The following is a 24,411-nucleotide window of genomic DNA, read 5'->3' on the forward strand; positions in this document are numbered from 1 at the left end:
TCCCGTCAGAGCCCCAGCCTGGCGAGTTCGGGAAGGTGCACGCGAGCCGCCGCACGCGCGGCACCCGCCGTCGTCTGCTCCCGCGCCGCCTCGGCCGCGAACGTGCACTGCTGCAGGGTGTGCGCGGCCAGCCCGGCGCGTACGGCGGGCAGCGCCCCGGCCCTCATCGACAACGTCGTCGCCCCCAGGCCGACGAGCACGCACGCCAGCGCCGGGTCGGCGGCCGACTCCCCGCAGATCCCGCACGGCTTGCCCACGTCGTGGGCGGCGTGCGCGGCCATGGCGACCAGGTCGAGCAGCGCGGGCTGCCACGGGTCCTGGAGCGCGCTCACGGCGCCGAGCTGGCGGTCGGCGGCGTAGGCGTACTGGGACAGGTCGTTGGTCCCGACCGAGACGAAGCCCACGGGGGCGAGCAGATCCTTGGCCCGCAGCGCGGCGGACGGGATCTCGATCATCACGCCCACCCCGCGCAGCCCCTTGGCCCGGCACCGCTGCGCGAACCAGTGGCTCTCCTCGGCCGTGGCCACCATGGGCGCCATCACCATGAGGTCGTCGGTCGCGACCTCGGCCAGCGCGCCGAGCTGTGCCTCCAGCACCTCGGGGAACTTGCGGAACGCGCGCAGGCCCCGCTCGCCCAGCGCCGGGTTCGGCTCTGTGGTGGAGGGCAGGAACGCCAGCGGTTTGTCCGCGCCGCTGTCGAGCGTCCTGACGACGACCTTGCCGCCGGGGAACGCCTCCAGCGCCGCCTGGTAGGCGCGCCGCTGCTCCGCGGCGGACGGCGCCTCGGCGCGGTCGAGGAAGAGGAACTCGGTCCGGTAGAGGCCGATGCCCTCGGCCCCCGCCTCCCGGGCGGCGGCCAGGTCGGCCGGGCTGCCGATGTTCGCGAAAAGCGGAACGAGGTGGCCGTCGGCTGTCCGGCCGGGGCCCTCCGCCTCGGACACCGCGGCCTGCCTGGCCGTCGCGGCGCCGACGGCCTCGGCCACGTCGGACTCGGCCGGCTCCAGGCGCACCTCGCCCGAGCCGCCGTCGGCCATCACCCGCACGCCCTGCCGGATGGTGGTCGCGCCCGGGCAGGCCACGACGGCGGGCACGCCCATCGCCCTGGCGATGATCGCGGTGTGGCTGGTGGGGCCGCCCTCCTCGGTGACGAAAGCGGCGACGTCGCCCCTGGACAGCAGCGCGGTGTCGGCGGGCGCGAGGTCCCGGGCGACCAGCACGTACGGCTCCGCCGGCGCGGCGGGCAGCCCTGGCATCGCGTGCCCGTAGAGGAGCGCGACGACGCGGTCCCTGATGTCGTTGAGGTCGGCGGCCCGCTCGCCCAGGTATCCGCCGGAGCCGGCAAGCACGTCCCGATATTTCGTGAAAGCTTCGTAGACCGCTCTCGGCGCGGCCAGCCCGCGGTCGATCAGGGAGCGCACCTTCACGACCAGGCCGGGGTCCTCGGCCATCAGCGCCTGAGCTTTGAGGATCTCCTCCGCCTCGCCGCCCGCCTGGTTGCCGCGGGCCTCCAGCTCGCCCGCGACCCGGGTGAGCGCGGCCATCGCGCGCTCCTTCTCCTGCTCCGCCTCACCGGTGTAGGTGGCGCCCTCGGGGGGTTCGGGCACGGAGGCGGTCAGTACGTACGCGGGGCCGTGCCCGATGCCCGGGCTGACCCCCACCCCCCGCAGATTCATGGCTTACCGGCGATCTCTGCCAGTTCGTCGAGCACCTCTTCCGAGCCCTCGCCCTCCGCGGAGATCACGACGGTCTCGCCCTGGCGGACGTCGAGCCCCATGATCGCGAGAATGCTCTTGCCGTTGACGGGGTCGCCGCCGTGGGCCTTCGCCACCGCGATGTCCATCGGAGCCTGTTTGGCCCGCTGCACGAACGTCGCCGCGGGACGGGCGTGCAGCCCCACCTCCGCCGCTACGGTGACCTTGCGCTCACCCATCTGCTTCTTCCTCCTTCTGCGCTGGTCCGGACCAGCCGGACCCGGGTTCGTACGGCGCCTGCCGATCGGGGTCGGATCAGCGGCATGCCTATTGTGACGCCTTGGCAGCGGGTCTATTCCCATATGAACAGCTCGTCTCCTGCCTGCACCCTGCCCCGTGCGACCCCGGTCACCGCATCGGAGAGCGCGTCCAACGCGACCACCGGGCAGACCGGCGAGCGTCCGCCCGCCTCGACGGCCGACGGGTCCCACGCCACCACCGCCTGGCCGGCGCGCACCCTGTCGCCCTCGGTCGCCAGCAGCCGGAACCCCTCGCCCTTGAGCTGGACCGTGTCGATGCCCAAGTGCACCAGCACGCCTCTGCCGTCGTCCCCCACGATGACGTACGCATGCGGATGCAGTTTCATGATTTTTCCCGCTATGGGAGCAACGGCCTTGCCCGGCCCTCTGAGCGGATCGATCGCCGTTCCCGGCCCCACCATGCCCGCGGAGAACACCGGATCGGGCACCGCGGCCAACCCCACGGCCGCCCCCTCGACCGGGGCGAGAACAGTCGTCATGACCTCGCCCTCAGCCGATGATGTCCTCGATGTCGCTGGCGATCGTGTCCGCCTCCGGCCCGACGACGACCTGGACCACGTTGCCCGCGGCCATCACGCCGTGCGCGCCCGCCGCCCTGAGCGCCGCCTGGTCGACCATGGACGCGTCGCGCACCTCCGTACGCAACCGGGTGATGCAGGGCTCTATCTCGATGATGTTGCCGGCACCGCCGAGCGCCGCGATGATCGCGTTGACGTCAGCCGCCATCCGGTCCTCCCTTGCGCTAACACTCCGACCAGGCTAGACGACGCTTTGTGATCAGTCCGTCTGAGTGACCTTGTTGAGGCCGCGCGGCGCGTCGGGGTCGACGCCGAGCCTGCGGGCGAGCGCCTCGGTGAGCAGCTGCCCCGGCACGATCAGGCCCATGGGCGCGACCCACTCGGGCAGGTCGGGACCGTTGAGCGCGGCCGTGCCCGCCCGCGCGAGCGCCTCGCCGCCCCCGATCGTGTACGCCGCCGCCCCCGCGGCCACCACCCGCTCGGCCAGGGCGACCGTACCGGGCAGGGTGGGGCTGTTCTCGGAGGCGACCAGCAGCGCGGGGGTGTCGGCGTCGACCACGGCGATGGGCCCGTGCAGCAGGTCGGCGTACGACAGCCCCATGGCGTGCAGGTAGCAGGCCTCCTTGAGCTTCAGCGCGGTCTCCAGAGCCGTGGAGAACGCCAGCCCGCGACCCGACACCACGACGCCCGGCTTGTCCAGCAGCCCTTCGACGAGAGCGTCGAGGTCGCCAGGTGCCGCGATGAGCTTCTCCACGGCCTCGGGCACCCGCCGCAGCTCCGCCACGTCCACGTCGGCGCCGAGACCCAGCGCGAGCACGGCCAGCGCGGCGAGCTGGGTGGTGTAGGTCTTGGTCGCCGGCACGGCCTCCTCCTCGCCGGCCACCGTGCAGAGGGCCACGTCGGCGGCCTGGGCCAGCGGGCTGTCCGCGCCGCCGTTGGTGACGCCGACCGTCCTCGCCCCGCAGTCCTTCGCCCACGCCAGCGTCTCGACGATCTCCTCCGTACGCCCTGACTGCGAGATGGCCACGGCCAGCACGCCGTCAAGGTCGAGCCGGCGCTTGTACGTCGTCGCGATCGACGGCGCGGCCAGCGCCGACAGGCGGCCCGCGTGCGACTCGACGAGGTAGCGCCCGTACACCGCCGCGTTGTCAGAGGTGCCGCGCGCGATGAACAGCAGTTGCTTCGCGTGCTCGCCCACCGCGCGCACTTCGTCGACCCTCGGGAGCAGGGCGTCCAGCGTGGCCTGCAGCGCGGCCGGCTGCTGGGCGATCTCGCGGCGCATCTTCGTCGTCATCTCGGGCTCATCCCTCAAATCCGTGGGGCTTAGACTTGACCGTCTTTTACGACATGTGGTCTAGTCCGGACTAGACCAGTACGAACCATAACTCATTGCCCTGGTCGGTTCGAGAGGAGGATCCGTGGCGCACATCGATCCGGACAGCCCGGTGCCCAAATACTTCCAGCTTCGCGAGATCCTGCTGGACCTCATCGACAGCGACGAGCTCAGCATCGGCGCCGCCATCCCCTCCGAGCGCGAGCTCTGCCAGCGTTTCGGCCTGTCCAGAATGACCGTACGGCAGGCGGTCGACCACCTCGTCTCCGAGGGGCGCCTGCACCGCGTCCCCGGCAAGGGCACGTTCGTGGCCCGGCCCAAGATCGAGCTGGCGCTGCAGCTGACCTCGTTCACCGACGACATGAGGGCCCGCGGCATGATCCCCGGCTCGCGCGACCTCGACAGGAGGATCGTGCGCGCCAGCGCCCACCTGGCCAAGGAGCTGGGCATCCAGCCGGGCGAGGAGGTGCACTTCATCGAGCGCCTGCGCACGGCCGACGGGGAGCCGCTGTCCATCGAGCGGGCGCACATCCCGGTCAAGCTCGCCCCCGGTCTAGCCGACCACGACTTGTCCGACAAATCACTGTATGAGCTGCTGGAGAGCCGCTACGGTCTCGTCATGGACGCCGGCGAGCTCACCATCGACGGCGGCATCGCCGACCCGAGCGACGCCGACCTGCTGAAACTGCCGCGCGGCGGGGCCGTGCTGCTGCTCCAGCGCAGGTCGTTCGCCGGTGGCGTCTGCGCGGAGCTGGGCGTGTCCACCTACCGCGCCGACCGCTACCAGCTGCGCACCATACTCGAGCCCTGAGGGTCGGCCCCCACCCCCGGAGGAACGCCCGGTGAACGAGACCACCGCCGCCCGGCCCTCGCCGGGCGCCCGCGTGATGACCGTGCTCCAGCGGCTGGGCCGCTCCCTGATGCTGCCCATCGCCGCCCTGCCCGCGGCGGCCCTGCTGCTCCGCGTCGGCCAGCCCGACATGCTCGGCTCGAACGGCGCCGAACCCGGCGGCCTCGCGGACGTGGCGGGATTCGCCTGGGTGGGCCAGGTGGCCGAGGTCCTGGCCGCGGCCGGCGGCGCGCTGCTGGAGAACCTGCCCCTGCTGTTCGCCGTGGGCGTGGCCATCGGCTTCGCCCGCAAGTCCGACGGCAGCACCGCGCTCTCCGCCATGGTCGGCTACCTGGTCTTCGACCGGGTGACGAAGGTGATGTTCTTCGGCTCCGACATCCGCGACACCGTCGCGATCAAGGAGGTCCAGGACCAGGGCGTCGTCGAGATCATCAACTACGGCATGCAGAACCCCACCCAGGTCCTCGGCGGCATCGTCATGGGCCTGGTCGCGGCCCTGCTCTGGCAGCGGTTCCACCGCATCAAGCTGCCGTCGTGGCTGGCGTTCTTCGGCGGGCGCAGGTTCGTACCGATCATCATCGCCATCGTGGCGCTGCTCATCGGCGTGCTCTTCGGCTGGCTCTGGCCGGTGCTCGGCGAGTGGATCCGGCACGCGGGCGAGGCCCTCACCGCGATCGGCCCCATCGGCACCGGTATCTACGGGCTGATCAACCGCCTGCTCATCCCCCTCGGCCTGCACCACTTCGCCAACTCCGTCGTCTGGCACGTGGTGCCGCAGTGCGACGTCGGCGGCCAGCTGCTGGGCGGCGACTGGAACTGCTATTTCGGCGGCGCGGCGCACGCGGGCCAGTTCATGGCCGGCTTCTTCCCCATCATGATGTTCGCCCTGCCCGCCGCCGCCCTGGCCATGTGGCGCGCCGCGCCGCCGCACCGGCGGGCCAGCGTGGGCGGCATCATGTTGTCGGCGGCGCTGGCGTCGTTCGTCACCGGAATCACGGAGCCGATCGAGTTCGCCTTCATCTTCGTGGCGCCGCTGCTCCTGGTGGTGCACGCGATCCTGACCGGCCTGGCCATGGCGCTGACCACGCTGATCGGCGGGCAGCTGGGCTTCGGCTTCTCCGCCGGCCTGCTCGACCTGCTGCTGAACGCCAGCAAGTCCAACACCGAGAACTTACCCGGCATCCTCGCCCTGGGCGCCGTCTACGGCGTGCTCTACTACGTCGTCTTCACGTTCCTGATCCGCAGGCTCAACATCCTGACACCCGGCCGGGAACCCGAACCGGACGTCGACTCCGGCGAGACCGGCGCCGGTTCCCCGCGATCCGCCCCGGGGTAGTAATCCCCGCGACCCCCGTGAGCGATGTGGGGGGACCACCGTCATGAGCCCTGGCTGGTCGTCGGTGTTCGGCGGGCTGCAGCGCGTGGGACGCTCGCTCATGATGCCCATCGCGGTGCTCCCCGCCGCGGGCCTGCTCCTCCGCTTCGGCCAGGACGACCTCCTGGGCGCCGGCGGCCTGGGCGGCGTCCTGCCCTGGCTCCTCCCGGTGGCCGGCGTGCTCGCCGCGGCGGGCGGCGCCCTCTTCGACAACCTGCCGCTGCTGTTCGCCGTGGGTGTGGCCATCGGCTTCGCCCGCAAGTCCGACGGCAGCACCGCGCTCGCCGCCGTCGTCGGCTACCTCGTCTTCGACCGGGTGACCAAGACCCTCTTCTTCGACGCCGGCCAGGGCGCCGTCCACGACAAGGTGACGGTGCTGCTGCGCGACGGCACCCCCGCACTCGACCTCGGAGCGCAGAACCCGACCGGGGTCCTCGGCGGCATCCTCATCGGCATCACCGCCGCCCTGCTCTGGCAGCGGTTCCACCGGCTCAAACCGCCCTCGTGGCTGGCCTTCTTCGGCGGGCGCCGCTCCGTACCCATCATCACCGCGGTCGTCGCCCTCCTCCTCGGCGTCGCCTTCGGCCTGCTGTGGCGGCCGATCGGCGACTGGCTGGCGCAGGCGGGCGACTGGCTGTCCGCCCACGGCACCGTCGGCACCGGCATCTACGGCGTGGCCAACCGCCTGCTCATCCCCCTCGGCCTGCACCACGTGCTCAACACCATCGTCTGGTTCACCCTGCCGGAGTGCCGCGCGGGCGTGAACGGCGCGACCAGGGACGCGGCCGGGGACCTCAACTGCTATTTCGCCGGCGAGCAGGGCGCCGGCATCTTCATGACCGGGTTCTTCCCCGTCATGATGTTCGGCCTCCTGGGCGCCGCCCTGGCCATGTGGCGGGCCGCCGACCCCGCCCGCCGCCAGGCCGTCGGCGGCATCATGCTCTCCGCCGGCCTGACGGCCTTCGTCACCGGCATCACGGAGCCCCTGGAGTTCGCCTTCATCTTCGTGGCGCCGATCCTGTTCGGCGTGCACGCGCTCCTGACCGGCCTGTCGATGGCGCTGATGGCCGAGCTGGGGGCGCGCCTCGGGTTCACGTTCTCCGGCGGCGCCATCGACCTGCTGCTGAACGCCGGCAAGTCCAACACGCACGAGCTGGGGTTGATCGTCGGGTTCGGGCTGGTGTACCTGGTGCTCTACTACGTGCTGTTCACCGTACTGATCCGCTCCCTGAACCTCCCCACGCCCGGCCGCGAACCGGCCTGAGTTCAGGACGGCCGATGCGTACGCCGCTCCGCGCCCGAAACGGCGCACAGCCCCCGACGAGGGGGATCCAGCTCCGGAGGACCTTCTTCGCACAGCGGGACAAGAAGCGACCCCAGCCTCGGGAAGCTGGTGACCGCTGTATTCCTGGGCCGGGCCGAAAACTCCTTATGACGTTTGTTTCTCCGCCCGAGCACCTGGAGGATGCGTGTCCGCACTGCCCCACGTCGGCATCGCCCCCGCCCCCGAGCCGCCCTACGACGACGGGCGGCGCGGGGCGGGCGGCGCGGCGTCCCGGACCCACGGAGCCCTGGCCCTGGACGCGCGTCCCCTGGTGTGGGGAGCACCTGGGGCGGCCCCGGACGAGCGCAGGCTACGCCATCTGGGGCAGGCCCTGGCGGAGGTGCTCACCGGCCGCCGCCCGCCCGAGACGCTGGCCGGCCGGCTCACCGAGCGGGCCTACCGGGACCTCGTCAGGGCCGGGCGGATGATCGCGGCCAGCCGCCCCCCGTTCGCCGGGAGGCCGCACGTGACCGAACCCAGGGAAGGCGCCCTGGAGATGTGCGTGGTCGTGCACTGCGGCGAGCGCGACCACGTGCTCGCCGCCCGCCTGGAACGGCGCGGCCACCAATGGCTCTGCACCGACTTCGAGACCGCCTGACGAGGTCGCGCGCAACCGGCCGTCCGAAGAGGGTGCGGGTCCGTACAGCGCAGAAGACCCCCACCCCGGAGAGGTGAGGGTCTTCGCAGGAACCGTCAGGCGGCGTTCTTCGGGTCGCCGTGGCAGCGCTTGTACTTCTTGCCCGACCCGCACGGGCAGGGCGCGTTGCGCTCCACGTTGCCGTAGGCGGCCCGCTCGGCAGAGGTCGTGCGCACCCGGGTGTGCTCGACCTCTCCCTGCTCGCCCGGCGCCGAGTATTCGAGCTCGGCCGGCCGCTCGGGACCCCGCAGCCCGCGCGCGATGATCGAACGGGTCTCCGCCAGGGCGTCGTCCTCTTCGGCGACGATCGGATTCTCCTGCACCTCGACCTCGAGGTTGAACAGGAAGCCGACGGAGTCCTCCTTGATGCCCTCGAGCATCGCGGAGAACATCTCGTAGCCCTCGCGCTGGTATTCGATCTGCGGGTCCTTCTGCGCGTAGGCCCGCATGCCGATGCCTTCGCGCAGGTAGTCCATCTCGTAGAGGTGCTCGCGCCACTTGCGGTCGAGCACCGAGAGGATCACGCGGCGCTCGAGGTCACGCGTGGTCTCGGGACCGAACTCCTCCTCGCGCCTGGTGTACGCGGCCAGCGCGTCGGCCTTCATCCGCTCGCTGATCAGCTCGGCGGTCACCTCCTCGCGGGAGCCGGCCTCCTCGACGATGTCCTCGATCGTGACCTGGACCGGGTAGAGCTCGCCGAACGCCTTCCACAACTTCTCGAGGTCCCACTCCTCCGCGAAACCCTCGGTCGTGGCGCCCTGGACGTAGCCGTCGATCACGTCGCTGATGAAGCCGCGCACCTGCTCGTGCAGGTCGGCGCCCTCCAGCACGCGGAGGCGCTCGGCGTAGATGACCTTGCGCTGGCGGTTCATCACCTCGTCGTACTTCAGAACTTCCTTGCGGATCTCGAAGTTCTGCTGCTCGACCTGGTGCTGGGCGGAGGCGATCGCCTTGGAGACGATGTTGGACTCGATCGGCTGGTCGTCGGGGATCTGCAGCCTGGTCATGATCATCTCGACCCTGGCCGAGTTGAACAGGCGCATGAGGTCGTCGCCGAGCGACAGGTAGAACCGCGACTCGCCGGGGTCGCCCTGGCGGCCGGAGCGTCCGCGCAGCTGGTTGTCGATGCGCCGCGACTCGTGCCGCTCGGTGCCCAGGACGTAGAGGCCGCCGAGCTTGGTGACCTCGTCGTGCTCGGCCTTGACCGCCGCCTTGGCCTTCTCCAGCGCCTCGGGGTAGGCCTTCTCGTACTCCTCCGGCGTCTCGACCGGGTCGAGCCCGCGCTGGCGCAGCTCGAGGTCGGCGCGGAACTCGGGATTGCCGCCGAGCTGGATGTCGGTGCCTCGACCTGCCATGTTGGTGGCGACGGTGACGGCGCCCTTGCGGCCCGCCTCGGCGATGATCGAGGCCTCACGCGCGTGGTTCTTCGCGTTGAGCACCTCGTGCTGCACGCCGCGCCGCTTGAGCGCCTTGGACAACCGCTCGGACTTCTCCACCGAGGTCGTGCCGACGAGGACCGGCTGCCCGGCTTCGTAGCGCTCCTTGATGTCGTCGACCACCGCGTTGAACTTGGCGTCCTCGGTCTTGTAGACCACGTCGGCCTGGTCCTTACGGATCATCGGCCGGTTGGTCGGGATCGGGACCACGTTGAGCTTGTAGGTCTTGTTGAACTCGTTGGCCTCGGTGACGGCCGTGCCGGTCATGCCGGCCAGCTTCTCGTAGAGGCGGAAGTAGTTCTGCAGGGTGACCGTGGCGAGCGTCTGGTTCTCGTCCTTGATCTTGACGCTCTCTTTGGCCTCGATGGCCTGGTGCATGCCCTCGTTGTAGCGGCGGCCGTGCAGGATGCGGCCGGTGAACTCGTCGACGATCAGCACCTCGCCGTCGGCGACGATGTAGTCCTTGTCCTTCTTGAACAGCTCTTTGGCCTTGAGCGCGTTGTTCAGGAAGCCGACGAGGTGCGTGTGCTCCGGCTTGTAGAGGTTGTCGATGCCGAGCCAGTCCTCGACCTTCTCGACGCCGGACTCCAGAATGCCGACCGTGCGCTTCTTCTCGTCGACGACGTAGTCGCCGGTGCTCTCCTCGCCGGGGTTCTTCGCCTCGACACCCCTGCGCAGGCGGGGCACGATCTTGGCGAACTCGTTGTACCACTTGCCCGACTGCTCGCCAGGGCCGGAGATGATCAGCGGCGTGCGGGCCTCGTCGATCAGGATCGAGTCGACCTCGTCGACGACCGCGAAGAAGTGGCCGCGCTGCACGCACTCGTCGAGCGACCAGGCCATGTTGTCGCGGAGGTAGTCGAAGCCGAACTCGTTGTTGGTGCCGTAGGTGATGTCGGCTTCGTACTGTCTGCGGCGCTCGTCGGGCTGCTGGCCCGACACGATGCAGCCGACCTCGAGGCCGAGGAAACGGTGGATGCGCCCCATGTTCTCGGCGTCACGCTTGGCGAGGTAGTCGTTGACCGTGACGACGTGCACGCCCTTACCGGCCAGCGCGTTGAGATAGCTCGGCAGGGTGCAGGTCAGGGTCTTGCCCTCACCGGTCTTCATCTCCGAGATGTTGCCCAGGTGAAGGTTGGCGCCACCCATGATCTGCACGTCGAAGGGTCGCTGGCCGAGCACCCGGCGGGCCGTCTCACGGACCGTCGCGAACGCTTCGGGGAGCAGGTCGTCGAGGCTCTCGCCTTCGGCGTGGCGCTTGCGGAACTCGTCCGTCATCGCCCGCAACTCCGCGTCGGACATGCCTGTGAAATGGTCCTCAATGGAGTTGACCTGGTCTGCGTACCGCTTCAGCTTGCGTAGGATCTTGCCTTCGCCGGCACGTAGGATCTTGTCGAGAATGGCTGCCACTTTATGTAAAGCTCCTCGCAGGTCTACCCCGGCGGCGCCGCCAGGAGGAGAGGCCGAGACAAACTTCCCCGTTGCCATGGTAGGTGGTTCCGCAAGCAGACACAGCCACCGTGCCGACGAGGGCGCAAGACTGGTCTGGGAGAATGGGCTCAAGGCAGAGGATATGCCGGTTGAGAGCCGGCTCGCACCAATAGCGCGATAACCGGCAAAGGAAGGATTTGTCATGGTTGAGGGGAAGAAGTCGGAGCAAACCGAGAATCTTGGCAGCCACGGCGGGCGCGCATCATCGTGGCTGGCGGTGACCGTGATGCTGGTGGGCACGGTGGTGGCCGGCTTCGGGCTGACCGCCGGTAACTGGACGCTCGTCTGGATCGGTGCCGGTGTGTTCGTCGTGGGCGGCATCCTCGCTCTCGTCTTCGACATCTTCACCGACGTCGTGATCGACGCTCCGCGCGTGGGCATGCGAGCCGAAGACCACCGCTGACGTACGCTTCGCACGGCGGGCGCCCATCCAGTGGGCCGCCCGCCGTTTTTTCGTTCCAGCGATCCCCCGGGCGTGTCCCGCCCCGCGCCCCCTACGTCGCTACCCATCCCGCTCTCCCCCGGCGCACCCCGAACGGTCTGCGGGTGCCCGTCCTGCACGTCCGTGAGCCAGGGCCTGGAGGCCCTGTTCCCCTCACCCCGGCGGCCGGGCGGGCGGTTCTGTCGGTGGCCGCCGCTAGATTGCTCGCATGCACCGCCGTACGGACATGCCGACATGACCCCCCTACCGGATCTGACCGCCGACGAGGCACGACGCATCATCCTGCGCGCCCAGGGCCTCATCGGGGCCGACGCGCGCAAGGGTGGGGTGCACGCCATGCTGCGCAGGCTGGGCGCCGTGCAGCTCGACACGATCTCGGTCCTCGCCCGCTCCCACGAGCTGGTCGCCTACGCCCGCCTGGGCGCGGTCGGCAGGTCCAAGATCGAGCGCGCATACTGGCACAACCCCGCCCAGAGCTTCGAATACTGGTGCCACGCGGCCTGCATCCTGCCCATCGAGCACTGGCCGCTCTATTCGTTCCGCCGCCGCGCCTACCGCGAGCGGCGCTTCCGCTGGCACGAGGTCCCCGACGACGTCGACAAGCTGCTGGAGAAGGTGCGCGAGTCGGGGCCGTTGACGACGTCCGACGTGGGCGGCGCCAAGAACGGCGGCCCGTGGTGGGACTGGTCCGACTCCAAGATCGGCCTGGAGTGGCTGCTCGACATCGGCGAGCTGGTCTGCACCCGCCGCGTCGGCTGGCGGCGCGTCTATGACCTGGCCGAGCGCGCCGTCCCCGCCGACCTGCTGGGCGACGACCTGCCCGACGAGGAGTGCATCACGCGCCTGGCCGCCATCGCGGGCCGTGCGCTGGGCGTGGCCAACCGCACCGACCTGATCGACTTCCTCCGGCTCAAGGGGCGTCACGCGGCGACACTCGACGAGGTGCTGCTGAGCGGGGCCGCGGGGCTGGTGCCCGTCGCCGTCACCGGCTGGCCGGGCAAGAAGGGCCTCGCCAACGCCTGGGCCGATCCGGCCGCCCTGGCATCCGAGCCGCGCGGCCGCCACCGCACGACGCTGCTGTCGCCGTTCGACTCGCTCATCTGGCACCGCGGCCGCACCGAGCGCGTCTTCGGCTTCCGCTACACGCTGGAGCTCTACGTGCCCAAGCACAAGCGCGTCCACGGCTATTTCACGATGCCGGTGCTGGCCGGCGGCCGGCTGATCGGCCGCGTCGACCCGGCGCGCGAGGGCACCACGCTGGTGGCCAGGCAGCTCAGCCTGGAGCCCGGCCTCTCCTCCGCCCGGTGGGCCGACGCCCTGCGCGAGGCCCTGTGGTCGGCGGCCGACTGGGTCGGCTGCGACTCCGTCCGCGTCGACCGCGCCGACCCTCCTGAACTCGCACCGATCCTGAGCACGGCCAGGAGGGGTTGAGCACCGTTTCGAGAGGCGCCCTGTCCGAGATCTTCGACGGGGCGCCCAGGGCGGGGGTCCAGCCGGAGCCCATCACCGTGCTCGTGGAGCTTCCTAGGTGATCTCCAGCATGCGTTCGCGCACCGCGTAGACCACGGCTTCCATCCGCGAGTGCAGTTGCAGCTTGTCGAGGATGTTGCGCACGTGGTTCTTCACGGTGTTCTCGGAGATGAACAGCTGCTTGGCGATCTCGCGGTTGTTCATGCCCTTGGCCACCAGCCGCAGCACCTCCATCTCCCGGTCGGTCAGCCGGGGCACGGGAAGCTGGGGCGGGCGCTCGGCCTCCTTGCGGCTCATGTTGGCGAACTCGGTGATGAGCTTGGCCGCCATCGCCGGGTTGATTAACGACTGGCCCTCGTGCACGCCGCGCACCGCGGCGGGGACGTCGTTGATCTGGACGTCCTTCAGCAGATAGCCGGTGGCGCCCGCCTTGATGGCCTCGAAGAGGTCTTCCTCCTCGTCGCTCACCGTCAGCATGATGATGCGGGTGCTCGGGACGGAGGCCTTGATGCCCTTCGCCGCCTCGATGCCGTCCTGCCGCGGCATGCGCACGTCCATGAGGGCGACGTCGGGCATGAGGCGGTCGGCCAGTTCGACCGCCTCCTGCCCGTCGCTCGCCTCACCGACCACCTCGATGTCGGGCTCAGCGGCCAGCGCCAGCGCCAGGCTGCGCCTGATCAGCTCGTGATCGTCCACGATCAGCACGCGGATCGGCTCGCTCTCGGACGCGCGGACCTCGCCGGACTCGGTCACGAGGCCTCCTTGCGCAGCCTCGCGACTGTGTGTTCGTCGCTTCGCTCGCTCATCTGAACCTGACTGAGCTCGCTCACGTCTCCTCCTCGTCGGGGGGCCAGAGCCGTTGAACCGCCATGATGGCACGGGTGCCGCGGTTCTCGGGTGGTCGAGAAGATCTTTCAGCGCGCTGTCAGGGCTCTACGAGCCGCAGCACACCATAGTTGTAACCGCGTCTGTTGTAGACGACACACGGCTGGCCGCTCTCCTTGTCACGGAACAGGTAGAAATCGTGTCCGACCAGCTCCATCTCGAGGAGGGCCTGGTCGATGGTCATGGGCTCCGCCTTGTGGAACTTCTCCCGGACGATGAGCGGGCCGTCGCCGTCCATCTCGATCGGGACGATGTCGTCGTAGAGCCGGTCGCTCTTCTCCTGCTCGTCCTCGTCCGGCTCCTGGGCCTGCTCGGGGACGGATGGCCGGGTGACCGGGGGAAGCCCGGCGGCGTCAGGAAGCGTCGCGGTGATCTCCGCCACAGAGGGCGGGCAGTGGTTGCCGTGATGGACCTTGCGCCGGTCGGCCAGGCGCCTGAGGCGGCCTTCCAGCTTGTCGAGGGCGAGATCGAGGGCTGCGAACCGGTCGTCGGCCGACGCCTCGGCGCGGATGGCCGGTCCTTTCGAGTGAATGGTGAGCTCGACGCGCTCGCGTCGGTCGGCGAGGCGCGGGTTGCGTTCCTTCGACACCTCCACGTCGACTCGGATGATGTGGTTGTCCAGACGTTCGATCCTGGCCAGCTTGGTCGTCACGTGGTCTCGGAACCGTTCACTCACTCCTGTGTGCCGGCCCTTGACGATGATGTCCATGCAACAGCCCCCCTTCGTCTAACGACTGAGCAAGAGCGCCCGACGATGCGCGTGCCGGGCGGGGTCTTCTGTCTGCCTTTCTGCCACCGTTACCCTCTTCCGACTCGCCGTCACCGGGAACTCAGTGGGCACCCGCCCGGCCGACCTGGTCTTCGACCCCACATCCGCCTGCTGAGGGTCTCGCAGCTCAGTCGCCACTACTGCCCTTCTCTTCTGGCGAGGGACATCTGGCCCCTCGGGAAGGCAGGACTTACCCCTAAGCCGCACCGTGATCGGTCGACAAAGAGTCGCCTTACGTGGACCGTTTTGCCTGCGGCTGGCATCGGCTAGCAGAGCCGGGAACACCGGCCCTGCGCAACCACGGACCCGAACGGGTGCCATGTCAGAACGCTATCCGTATCCAGGGAGAATGTCAGCCGGAGGGATGATCAAACGATCACTTTCCGTGATTTTCCACGGTATGGAAAGCGCATTCCCGGGCTCGGCACACCCGGTCGGCACCCCTTACGGGCGCGAACGTCCTGACTGCTGAGCTGCCCCGGCATGTCACTCGGGCAAGGCACATGTCACCTTCAGGCTAGAGCGGCGAATTGGATCTTTCTTTACTCACCGTCACCGTAACGACTTACAAGATCTTCGGCGTGTCGCGGCGACGGTGACCGCCAGCGGCGTCTTCACGCCGGCCGACCGCAGCGCCCGCGCGGCCTCGGCGAGCGTGGCGCCGGTGGTCACGATGTCGTCCAGGAGCAGCGCAACGGGCGCTGGAGGGCCTCCGGCGGGCGAGGCGACCTGGAGTGACCCCGCGAGGTTGGCGGCCCTCTCGGCCGAGCTCAGGCCCGCCTGGTCGGCCAAGCCCCGGGCCTGGACCAGCCCCGTCCACGCCCGCGCCGGCAGCCCCAGCGCCCGCAGGTCGCGCGCGACCAGCACGGCCAGCCGCCCCACCGGATCGTGCCCCCTGCCGCGCAGGCTCCGCCGCGCGCTGGGCACGGGAACCACCGCGAACCGGCCACGCGCCCACGATGCCCGCGTCCGCCCGATCGCCGTCACGGCGGTGAACGTCGCCGCCTGCGCCAGCACCCCGGCCAGCGCCACCGCGCCGCGCTCCTTGTAGGCCACCACCGACTTCCTGACCACGCCGGTGTAGGGCGCCGCCGACCAGCAGTCGGGCAGGCCGGGCGGGGACGGGTCGGGCCTGCGCGGGGCGGGTGACGCGGTCAGCTCGGCGACGCAGCCGTCGCACAAGCGCGCCCCCTTGGCGCCGCAGCCAGCGCACGTGCCGGGGAGAACCAGATCGAGAACGGCAGTCACCACACGGCCCAGCGTGCCGCCCGGCACCGACAGTTCCCGGCGACCGCGCAGCGGCGAACCCGGCGGACCGGTAAGGCGGAGCGTCAGGTCAGCCCAGGGGGAAGAGAGGGCTGCCGGCGTTGGACTCGACCTTCGGGACCCAGGTCTGGCGGTCCTGGTTCAGCTCGACGATCTTCGTCTCCTTGTCGGTCCGCACTTCTCCCAGCACCCGGTCGTCCAGCGCCGCGAGCGAGGCGAGCCGGTCCTTCAACGGCACTCCCACCGTCTCCCCGTCGCCCACGTTGATCTCGTTCAGTATCTGCCCGGCCTTGCTCTCCACCAGGACCAGCAGGTGCTCGTCATCGCTCCAGGTGACGTCGACGATCTCGTCTCCCACCTCGGTCGTGGTCAGGCTGCGGAAGTTGCCGAGCACGAGCCCGTCGGGAGTGGAGGTGAGCGCGCCGATCTGCACGGTGTTCTCGCCCGTGGTGACGGACACCCGCACGCCGTCCCTGGCGATCCTCAGGCGGGCGACGTCAAGGCCGGCGAGCTTGGGCGCCGAGACCCGCTCTGGCCCCCGCCCGCTCCCCGGGTCGTACCGGAGCAGCACGCCGTTCTTGTTGTCGTACGTCCACAGGGTCCCGTCCCGGTGGAACGTCGGCGGCGTGAGCTCCGTGCCCTGGATGACCTCCTGCCAGCGCCCGTCCTGCGCGAGCTTGGCCATGGAGATGCCGGTGGAGGTCTTGGCGGCGATGAGGGCCGTCTCCTCCTTCGACAGGGCGAAGTCGGTGTAGCCCGCGCGCTGCTCGCCCGCGGCGCCCGGCACGGCGCCGGCGGGGCCTTCCTTCCCCATGAAGTGCACGGCGCCGTTGTCGACGAAGTAGGCGGTGTCGCCCCCGTCGTCCAGCCAGGGGTCGGCGGGATCCGGCCGGTCGACGGCGTACGTCTCGCCGTCGACCTGGATCTCGATGATGCGCCCCTTGGCGACGTCGTTGTCGGCGAAGCTGTGCCTGATCTGCGCCCTGAGTGCGGCCTCCGCGCTCAGGTCGAGCGGATCGAGCGGGCCGGAGAGGTTGACCAGCACGCGCTCCTCGTTCCACCTGATGGACTCGATCGTCGTGTCCTCGGGGAAGCTCGTGGTCACCGCGTCGCGAAGGGCCGTGGTGGGCTCTTTGAGCAGGCGTTCGAGAATGGTCCGCGCGAAGCTCTCCGTCGGCTTCATCCGCAGGCGCACGCGGTCGACGACGAGCCGGTCCGGCATGTCGGCGTTCAGGTAGTAGAGGTTCGCGGGGCGGTACGCGCGCACCACGTCGGAGTTGGTGAGCAGGAGCCCGGCGGGCAGCTTGTTGACGAGGTAGCCGCCCTGCTGGGTCTTGACCAGCTCGAACGTCCCGCCGTCCCAGGTGCCGGCCGTGGGGGCATAGGCGTCGTCGGTCCCGATGCTGGCCACCCACTGGGCCTTGAGCGTCACCTGCAGCACGGTTTCCGTGCCGTCGCGCGGCGTGGGATAGGTGATCTCGAACGCGTCCTCGATCACCTTCACCGGGCCGGCGGCGCTCCACTTGCCCCGTGCCTCGGGGGTCAGGTACTGGGGCAGGATCGACGGGTCGTCGGCGTAGGCGGCCATGGCGGCCTGCAGGCCCTTGATGGTGTCCTCGGGCCCCCAGTTCGGCTGGGGCGGCATGGCGATCATGCGCTGGAACGGCTTGTTCAGCGGGTCGCCGCCGGTGCCGTCGTCACCCACCATGTAGGGGCCGGTCACGGGGATCACGGTGCACCCGGTGCCCGCGACGACCATGGCGAGAGCGATCGCGACCGCGGCGCCGAGCCGCCTAATCGTCGTCATGACCGCCCCCGTCCGCCGAGGCGGGCAGCAGTACGGGAGTCATGGCGCCGCGCCACGTACGCCGCATCTCGATCTCCGGCGGCACCAGCGACAGCGGCGAGCCCTTCAGGTCGGCCCCTGCCGCCCGGGGCAGCGTCAGCCTGAACTGCGACCCCTCGCCCGGCTGCCCCCACGCCTGGAGCCAGCCGCCGTGCAGCGCGGCGTCCTCGCGGGAGATCGCCAGCCCGAGCCCCGTGCCGCCGATGGTGCGCGCACGCGAGGGGTCCGCCCGCCAGAACCGGTCGAACACCAGCGTGTCCTCGCCGTTCTTCAGGCCGATCCCGTGGTCGCGCACGGCGATGGCGACGGCGTCCCTGTCGGCGCCCACGGTGACCACGACGTCCCTGCCCTCGCCGTGCTCGATCGCGTTGAACAGCAGGTTGCGCAGGATGCGCTCGACCCTGCGGTTGTCGATCTCGGCCATGCACGGCTCGTTGGGCAGCCGCAGCTCGAAGCGGGTCGAGTGGCGCTCGGCCAGCGCCTCGGAGTCGCCGATGGCCCGCAGCACGACGTCGCGCACGTCCACCGGCTCGAGGTCGAGCGTGGCGGCGCCGGCGTCGTAGCGGCTGATCTCCAGCAGGTCGGCCAGCATCGCCTCGAACCGCTCCAGCTGCGCCTGCATGAGCTCGGCGGAGCGGGAGGCCATCGGGTCGAAGTCCTCGCGGGCGTCGTAGAGCAGGTCGGCGGCCATGCGCACGGTGGTCAGCGGGGTGCGCAGCTCGTGGGAGACGTCGGAGACGAACTGCCGCTGGACCTGGGAGAGCTCCTCCAGCTGGTGGATCTTCAGCGCCAGGTTGGCGGCCATCTCGTTGAACGAGTTCGCCAGCCGGGCCAGGTCGTCCTCGCCGCGCACTTTGAGGCGTTCGTCCAGCTTGCCGGCGGCGAGGCGCTCGGCGGCCTGGCGCGCGAGCCGTACGGGGGAGACGACCTGGCGGGCGACCAGGTACGCGATCGCGGCGAGCAGCAGCACGAGGCCGAGTCCCACCACGGTGATGGCGAGCCTGACGTTGGTGAGCAGCTCCTCTTCCTCGTCGAACGGGAAGAAGTGGTAGACCTCGTAGTTCTGGCCGCTGGTGGGCACGTGCACCACGCCGCCGACCACGAAGGTGAGCCGGGGCTGGCTCTCGCCGGGAAACTTGATCTGGTGGACGTTGCCGACGGGTTTGCCGTATTCGTGGTTGCGCATGTAGCGCTGCAGGTGCGCCCTGACGTTGGCGGGCACGCTGGAGCGCACGACGCTGCCGGACGCCCGCGACTGGCCCGGGGTGGCCGGGTTGAGGATCAGCACATCGTAGCGCTTCTTGGAGCCGTCCTCGCCCGAGCCCGTGACGGTGTCCATGACCTCGTCCAGCGGGTTGACCGCGCCGCTCTTGACGGTGTCGGCGGTCTTGGTCTGCTCGTCCGTGTCGGGGGCCAGGGCGTCGGCGATCTGCAGGCGGTCGGCGAACGCGTCGCTGACGGAGGACCGCTGGCTGCTGTCGACCACCGACTTGCTGATCTGCCCGAACAGGAACGTGCCGAGCACCACCACCACGATCACGGAGATCACCAGCGTGCTGGTGACGACCTGGAGCTGCAGCGAGCGCCGCCACACGCTGCGCGTCCTGCCCGCCGCACGACGAACCCGCCGGCGCGCTCCGCCGAGGATCTGGCGGAGCGTACGCCTGCGTGTTCTCGTCTTCGTGGTCGGGGGCATGGCAGGGCTGGGCGGAGGTCAGGCGGGTCCGGCTTTGTAGCCCACGCCGCGGACGGTCACGACGATCTCGGGGTGCTCCGGGTCCTTCTCGATCTTGGCCCTGAGCCGCTGGACGTGCACGTTGACCAGGCGCGTGTCGGCCGCGTGCCGGTAGCCCCACACCTGCTCGAGCAGGACCTCGCGGGTGAACACCTGGCGCGGCTTGCGGGCCAGCGCGACGAGCAGGTCGAACTCGAGCGGCGTGAGGTTGATGGTCTCCTCGCCGCGCTTGACCGAGTGTCCCGCCACGTCGATGGTGATGTCGCCGATCTGCAGGATCTCGGGGGTCGGCTCGTCGGTGCGGCGCAGGCGCGCCCGCACCCTGGCGACGAGTTCCTTCGGCTTGAACGGCTTGACGATGTAGTCGTCGGCGCCGGACTCCAGCCCGAGGACGACGTCGATGGTGTCGCTCTTGGCCGTGAGCATGACGATCGGAACTCCCGACTCCGCCCTGATCCTGCGCGCGACGTCGATGCCGTCGGCCCCCGGCAGCATCAGGTCGAGCAGCACCAGGTCGGGGCGTGTATCGCGGAAAGCGTCAAGGGCCTTGTCGCCGTCGGAGACAAATGACGGCTCGAAACCCTCCCCCCGCAACACGATCCCCAACATCTCGGCGAGAGCGGCGTCGTCATCGACGACCAGCACGCGACCTTTCATGGCCCCTCATTCGTTCTACGCATTCTGGGACATACCCGCACGATCGCTGAAGGTTACCCTTGGCGAGCTCATGAGTGTGACTCGGAGCCCCGCAAAAGGCGAATTTCCGGTCCGCCCCCGCGATCGCCATCTCAGTCTGCGGTAACAGAGCAACTTTCTGCCATCCCTGGACGCGAACATGGGCCGGATTCGCCGAAGAATGCGGCCAAGCCAGGGCGTCGGATCAGCCCGGCTCCACTGGGCGACACCAATGTCCCGCCCAGCATGCCAGGATTGGGGATATGTCAGACGGTCACGGTCCCACGCCCGAGACGCCATCAGGCTGGTCGGCCGAACAGCCCCCGCCCTACAGCGCCCCGCCGGCGTCCCCGTGGACCGCGCCGGGCTCGCACCAACAATCCCCTCACGGAGCTCCCTACGGGCCACAACCACCGCAGCAGCCGCCCCACGGGCCGCAGCCACCTTATCCGCAACATCCGTATCCTCAACCCGGATACGGCGCCATGCCGCCGCCCGCGCTGCGGCCGGGCATCATCCCGCTGCGCCCGCTGCAACTCGGCGACCTGCTCGACGGCACGATCAAGCTCATCAGGTCCAACCCGAAAGCCGTGCTCGGCCTGTCGGCCATCGCCGCCCTGCTCGCGTCCGTGCCCCTGGCGGTGGGGCAGGCGTTCCTCCTCAACTCCGTGGGCAGCGCGCTCGCCGACCCCGACAGCCTGGTCGCCACGCAGGGCGAGCTCACCGGCCTGTACGGCTTCGCCGCCCAGTACGGCGGCACCCTGCTCTCCTACGCCATCCAGTTCGTCGTGGTCACCCTGCTGACCGGCGTGCTGACCCGCATCCTCGGCCGGGCCGTCTTCGGCGGCAAGCTCACCGCCGGCGAGGCCTGGCAGCTGGTCAAGGGCCGGGTGCCGGCGTTGTTCGGCGTGGTGGGGCTGATGGCCGCGATCATGCTGGTGCCCGCCCTCGTCTTCGTGCTGCTCATCGTGGCCTTCTCGCTCAACGCCGGCGCCGGCGACCTCGGCTGGCTGGCCCTGCTGAGCATCCTGTTCATCGTCGTGTACATCGGCTACTACCTGTTCATGAGGACCCGCTTCGCCTTCGCCTCGCCCGCCGTGGTCCTCGAGGGCCGCAGCCCGCTCGACGCCATGCGCCGCTCATGGCACCTGGTGACCGGCGACTTCTGGCGGGTGTTCGGCATCCTGCTGCTCACCTCGCTGCTCGTCGGGCTCGTGGCGGGCATCCTGTCGGTGCCGTTCACGATCGCGGGCACGCTCTTCGGCATGCTCGGCGCGGGCTCGGCGGCCACGGCGGTCGTGTCCGCCGTGCTGATCGCCATCGGCGGCACGCTGAGCGCCATGTTCGTCTATCCGTTCGAAGCCGGGGTCTCCGGCCTGCTCTACGCCGACCGCCGCATGCGGAGCGAGGCGTTCGACCTCGTCCTGCAGACCGCGGCCATCGAGCAGCAGCGCCAGGGCTGGGTGCACGCCTCCGCCGACGAGCTCTGGCACCCGTCCAACTCCGCCAGGTCGTGAGCCCGATCGACAGGGAGGAGGCCGCGCGGCAGGCCGCACGCGAGCTGCTCGACCCCGCCTACGAGACGGAGTCGCTGCCCGACCGGATCTACCGATGGGTCATGCAGTTCCTGGGCGACCTGATCGACGCGGCCACGGGCGGCGGCCCGGCCGGCGGGGTCATCGCGTCCGTGGTGATCGTGCTGATCATCCTGGGGGTGATCGTGCTGATCTCGTGGCAGCTGCGCAGGTCCGCGCGTAAGAACGCGACGGCGACGGGCGCGCTGTTCGGCGAGCGGGCGATGAGCGCGGCCGAGCACCGGCAGGCGGCGGAAGGGCTGGCCGGCGAAGGGCAGTGGACTCCCGCCGTCCAGGAGCGACTCCGTGCCATCGCCCGCGACCTGGAAGAGCGCGCGCTCGTCGACGGCATGCCCGGGCGCACGGCCGACGAGCTGGCCGCAGAGGCCGCCGTCTCCCTGCCGGGCTTCGCGGACGAGCTGGCCGCGGCGGCCCGCTCGTTCGACGACGTCACGTACGGCGGGGTGCCCGGCACCCGCGACGCCTACACGCGGATGGCCGGCCTCGACGACCGCCTCGGCCAGGCCCGCCCGGTCCCCATCGTGTCCCCCGCTGCGGCGGCGCCCGGCGCGAGCCCGTGGCCGGGGAGCGGAGGAGCCCCATGAACGTGACCACTGCCCCTCCCCCCACCCGATCCCGGCCGACCTCCCCTACCCCCCGCTCCACCTGGCGCGCCGGCCGGCTCATCGTGCTCCTCGGCCTGGTCGTCGTGCTCGCGGCGGTGGCGAGCGTGCTGCTCGGCTCCGGCGGGGCCCCCGCACGGCCCCTCGACCCCGACGACACCTCGCTGGCCGGCTCCAAGGCCCTGGCCGAGCTGCTGCGCGAGAAGGGCGTCACCGTCGACCGGGTCGACTCCGCCCAGGCCGCCGTCGACAAGGCCGCCACGGGCGACCGCCTGCTGCTCATCACCGACCGGACGTACGTCGACGAGCGCCGCCTCGCCGGTCTCCCCGGCGACCGGCTGATCGTCGGCGACGTCATCAACCTGTCCGCCCTGGCCCCCGGCGTGCGCGCGCTGCCCCAACGCCCGCGTCCCCGATCGCGCGAGCCCGAGTGCCCGCTGCCGGCGGCCCGGGCCGCCGGCAGTGCCTACATGGGCGGCGTCGCCTTCCGCGGCCCGCCCGGCTCGACCGCCTGCTACCCGGCGGGCGACGGGCACACGCTGGTCAGCTACGCCAGCGGCGGGGGCGTCACCACCGTCGTCGGCGACGGCGGCTTCATGACGAACCAGCGGCTGGCCGAGGACGGCAACGCGGCGCTCGCGCTCAACCTCCTCAGCACCGGCAAGCCCGTGACCTGGCTCGTCCCCCCGGACAACCCGCCGCCCAGGGAGCTGGCCGGCGAGCAGGGCCAGTCGATGTACGACCTGATGCCCGGCAACGTCCGCTGGGTCGTCTTCATGGCGATCATCGCCGTGGCGCTCACGGCGTTCTGGCGGGGCAGGCGGCTCGGGCCGGTGGTGGTGGAGAAGCTGCCCGTCGTCGTCAGGGCCGCCGAGACGGTCGAGGGGCGTGGCAGGCTCTACCGGGCCAGGCACGCCAGGGAACGCGCGGCCGCCGCGCTGCGCGCGGGCACGATCGACCGGCTCACGGCCAGGCTGGGGCTGGGCCACGGCGCAGGGCCGCATGAGGTCGTCGCGGCGCTCGCCGCCCGCACGGTGGAGGACCCGCACCAGCTCGGCGCGGCACTGTACGGGCCGCCGCCGGCGGACGACGCCGGGCTCGTCGAACTGGCCGGATACTTGGACTTGATCGAAAGGCAGTTGAGTGAACTTTGACGAGACCTACCGCGTGACGGGTTCGGGCGACTCGGCGAGAGAGGCGCTGGCGGCGTTGCGCACCGAGGTGTCCAAGGCCGTGGTCGGTCAGGACGCGGTGGTGACGGGGATGGTCATCGCGCTGCTGTGCAAGGGCCACGTGCTCCTCGAAGGCGTGCCGGGCGTGGCCAAGACGCTGCTGGTGCGCACGATCTCGGCGGCCCTGTCGCTCGACTTCAAGCGGGTGCAGTTCACGCCCGACCTGATGCCGGGCGACGTGACGGGGTCGCTGATCTACGACGCGAAGACCGCGCGGTTCGAGTTCCGCGAGGGCCCGGTGTTCACCAACCTGCTGCTCGCCGACGAGATCAACCGCACCCCGCCGAAGACACAGGCCGCCCTGCTCGAAGCGATGGAGGAGCGGCAGGTCAGCGTCGAGGGCGCGGCCCGGGCGCTGCCCGACCCCTTCGTGGTGTGCGCCACCCAGAACCCCGTCGAGTACGAAGGCACCTACCAGCTTCCCGAGGCGCAGCTCGACCGGTTCCTCGTCAAGCTGACCGTGCCGCTGCCGCCGCGCGAGCAGGAGATCTCGGTGCTCGACCGGCACGCCCGCGGCTTCGACCCCCGCGACCTGTCGGAGGTCAAGGCCGTCGCCACGGCCGCCGACCTGGCCGCGGGCCGGGAGGCGGCGGCCGGCGTGCACGTGGCGCCTGAGGTGCTCGGCTACATCGTCGACGTCGCCCGCGCCACCAGGAGCTCGCCGGCGCTGCAGCTCGGCGTCTCGCCGCGCGGCGCCACCGCCCTGCTCGCGGCCTCCCGGGCGTGGGCGTGGTTGTCCGGGCGCCAGTACGTCACGCCCGACGACGTGAAGGCGCTGGCCAGGCCCGCGCTGCGGCACCGCGTCCAGCTCCGGCCCGAGGCCGAGCTGGAAGGGGCGACCGCGGACGGCCTGCTCGACGGCATCCTCGCCTCCGTCCCCGTCCCCCGCTGACAGGAAAGCCGGGCTAGTGAGGAGGGT

At 70.6% G+C, this 24,411-nt stretch carries 22 protein-coding genes; 10 read left to right on the plus strand and 12 right to left on the minus strand.

Annotated features, from left to right (window positions below; all coding sequences use genetic code 11):
* Positions 1-5 precede the first annotated feature (5 nt).
* The 5 genes from ptsP to ACZ6SA_RS07850 form a co-directional block, all read right to left on the minus strand.
* Positions 6-1,673, minus strand: coding sequence for a phosphoenolpyruvate--protein phosphotransferase (gene ptsP, locus ACZ6SA_RS07830; RefSeq protein ID WP_465827118.1), 1,668 nt, complete (start codon positions 1,671-1,673; stop codon positions 6-8).
* Positions 1,670-1,930 (minus strand): HPr family phosphocarrier protein, encoded by a 261-nt coding sequence (locus ACZ6SA_RS07835; protein WP_132596043.1) that lies wholly within the window; start codon positions 1,928-1,930, stop codon positions 1,670-1,672. Before ACZ6SA_RS07835 ends, ptsP begins: the two co-directional genes overlap by 4 nt.
* A gap of 113 nt (positions 1,931-2,043) precedes the next feature.
* Complete coding sequence (locus tag ACZ6SA_RS07840; protein ID WP_347643274.1) at positions 2,044-2,490, minus strand: PTS sugar transporter subunit IIA; 447 nt, start codon at positions 2,488-2,490, stop codon at positions 2,044-2,046.
* 10 nt (positions 2,491-2,500) lie between these two features.
* Positions 2,501-2,737 (minus strand): PTS sugar transporter subunit IIB, encoded by a 237-nt coding sequence (locus tag ACZ6SA_RS07845; RefSeq protein ID WP_347643273.1) that lies wholly within the window; start codon positions 2,735-2,737, stop codon positions 2,501-2,503.
* A gap of 51 nt (positions 2,738-2,788) precedes the next feature.
* On the minus strand, positions 2,789-3,823 hold the full coding sequence (locus ACZ6SA_RS07850; RefSeq protein WP_347643272.1) for an SIS domain-containing protein: 1,035 nt from the start codon (positions 3,821-3,823) through the stop codon (positions 2,789-2,791).
* A gap of 124 nt (positions 3,824-3,947) precedes the next feature.
* On the opposite strand from ACZ6SA_RS07850, the gene ACZ6SA_RS07855 reads away from it, so the two are divergent.
* From ACZ6SA_RS07855 to ACZ6SA_RS07870, 4 genes are all read left to right on the plus strand, one after another.
* Entirely contained in the window at positions 3,948-4,673 is a 726-nt protein-coding gene (locus tag ACZ6SA_RS07855) for a GntR family transcriptional regulator (RefSeq protein ID WP_347643271.1), read from the plus strand.
* 31 nt (positions 4,674-4,704) lie between these two features.
* Complete coding sequence (locus tag ACZ6SA_RS07860) at positions 4,705-6,048, plus strand: PTS transporter subunit EIIC (RefSeq protein WP_347643270.1); 1,344 nt, start codon at positions 4,705-4,707, stop codon at positions 6,046-6,048.
* A gap of 43 nt (positions 6,049-6,091) precedes the next feature.
* Complete coding sequence (locus ACZ6SA_RS07865) at positions 6,092-7,351, plus strand: PTS transporter subunit EIIC (RefSeq protein ID WP_347643269.1); 1,260 nt, start codon at positions 6,092-6,094, stop codon at positions 7,349-7,351.
* Between the two features lie 205 nt (positions 7,352-7,556).
* A complete protein-coding gene (locus ACZ6SA_RS07870; protein ID WP_347643268.1) occupies positions 7,557-8,009 on the plus strand; it encodes an Rv3235 family protein in 453 nt (150 codons plus the stop codon).
* A gap of 95 nt (positions 8,010-8,104) precedes the next feature.
* Here ACZ6SA_RS07870 and secA read toward each other — a convergent pair whose 3' ends face one another.
* The gene (secA, locus tag ACZ6SA_RS07875; RefSeq protein WP_465827120.1) at positions 8,105-10,894 is read right to left on the minus strand and encodes a preprotein translocase subunit SecA; all 2,790 of its coding nucleotides are present in this window, start codon (positions 10,892-10,894) and stop codon (positions 8,105-8,107) included.
* Positions 10,895-11,117: 223 nt separating this feature from the next.
* Here secA and ACZ6SA_RS07880 point away from each other — a divergent pair, with 223 nt between their 5' ends.
* Together ACZ6SA_RS07880 and ACZ6SA_RS07885 are read left to right on the plus strand one after the other, a co-directional pair.
* Positions 11,118-11,378: an HGxxPAAW family protein gene (locus tag ACZ6SA_RS07880; RefSeq protein ID WP_132596035.1), complete on the plus strand. Its 261-nt coding sequence runs from the start codon at positions 11,118-11,120 to the stop codon at positions 11,376-11,378.
* A gap of 273 nt (positions 11,379-11,651) precedes the next feature.
* The gene (locus tag ACZ6SA_RS07885) at positions 11,652-12,848 is read left to right on the plus strand and encodes a winged helix-turn-helix domain-containing protein (RefSeq protein ID WP_465827122.1); all 1,197 of its coding nucleotides are present in this window, start codon (positions 11,652-11,654) and stop codon (positions 12,846-12,848) included.
* A 93-nt stretch (positions 12,849-12,941) separates the two neighbouring features.
* Here the strand turns inward: ACZ6SA_RS07885 and ACZ6SA_RS07890 are convergent, their stop codons facing one another.
* The 6 genes from ACZ6SA_RS07890 to mtrA form a co-directional block, all read right to left on the minus strand.
* Positions 12,942-13,640, minus strand: coding sequence for a response regulator transcription factor (locus ACZ6SA_RS07890; RefSeq protein ID WP_347643265.1), 699 nt, complete (start codon positions 13,638-13,640; stop codon positions 12,942-12,944).
* 172 nt (positions 13,641-13,812) lie between these two features.
* Positions 13,813-14,481, minus strand: coding sequence for a ribosome hibernation-promoting factor, HPF/YfiA family (hpf, locus tag ACZ6SA_RS07895; protein WP_347643264.1), 669 nt, complete (start codon positions 14,479-14,481; stop codon positions 13,813-13,815).
* A gap of 612 nt (positions 14,482-15,093) precedes the next feature.
* The gene (locus ACZ6SA_RS07900; protein WP_347643263.1) at positions 15,094-15,792 is read right to left on the minus strand and encodes a ComF family protein; all 699 of its coding nucleotides are present in this window, start codon (positions 15,790-15,792) and stop codon (positions 15,094-15,096) included.
* A gap of 85 nt (positions 15,793-15,877) precedes the next feature.
* Positions 15,878-17,614 (minus strand): LpqB family beta-propeller domain-containing protein, encoded by a 1,737-nt coding sequence (locus ACZ6SA_RS07905; protein ID WP_443152887.1) that lies wholly within the window; start codon positions 17,612-17,614, stop codon positions 15,878-15,880.
* Positions 17,601-19,349 (minus strand): MtrAB system histidine kinase MtrB, encoded by a 1,749-nt coding sequence (mtrB, locus tag ACZ6SA_RS07910; RefSeq protein WP_465827124.1) that lies wholly within the window; start codon positions 19,347-19,349, stop codon positions 17,601-17,603. Before mtrB ends, ACZ6SA_RS07905 begins: the two co-directional genes overlap by 14 nt.
* 18 nt (positions 19,350-19,367) lie before the next feature.
* Complete coding sequence (gene mtrA / locus ACZ6SA_RS07915; protein WP_043620615.1) at positions 19,368-20,045, minus strand: MtrAB system response regulator MtrA; 678 nt, start codon at positions 20,043-20,045, stop codon at positions 19,368-19,370.
* Positions 20,046-20,548: 503 nt separating this feature from the next.
* Between mtrA and ACZ6SA_RS07920 the strand changes: the two genes are divergently transcribed.
* Genes ACZ6SA_RS07920 through ACZ6SA_RS07935 form a run of 4 tightly spaced genes read left to right on the plus strand, consistent with a single transcriptional unit; the run spans position 20,549 to position 24,384 of the window.
* Positions 20,549-21,580, plus strand: coding sequence for a DUF7847 domain-containing protein (locus ACZ6SA_RS07920; protein ID WP_443152889.1), 1,032 nt, complete (start codon positions 20,549-20,551; stop codon positions 21,578-21,580).
* Positions 21,577-22,242, plus strand: coding sequence for a DUF4129 domain-containing protein (locus ACZ6SA_RS07925; protein WP_347643259.1), 666 nt, complete (start codon positions 21,577-21,579; stop codon positions 22,240-22,242). The genes ACZ6SA_RS07920 and ACZ6SA_RS07925 overlap by 4 nt, the downstream gene beginning before the upstream one ends.
* Positions 22,239-23,414, plus strand: coding sequence for a DUF4350 domain-containing protein (locus ACZ6SA_RS07930; protein WP_465827126.1), 1,176 nt, complete (start codon positions 22,239-22,241; stop codon positions 23,412-23,414). Before ACZ6SA_RS07925 ends, ACZ6SA_RS07930 begins: the two co-directional genes overlap by 4 nt.
* Positions 23,404-24,384 (plus strand): AAA family ATPase, encoded by a 981-nt coding sequence (locus ACZ6SA_RS07935; protein WP_347643257.1) that lies wholly within the window; start codon positions 23,404-23,406, stop codon positions 24,382-24,384. The genes ACZ6SA_RS07930 and ACZ6SA_RS07935 overlap by 11 nt, the downstream gene beginning before the upstream one ends.
* The last annotated feature ends 27 nt before the right edge of the window (positions 24,385-24,411 follow it).

The organism is Nonomuraea sp. NPDC049378, assembly GCF_055586745.1.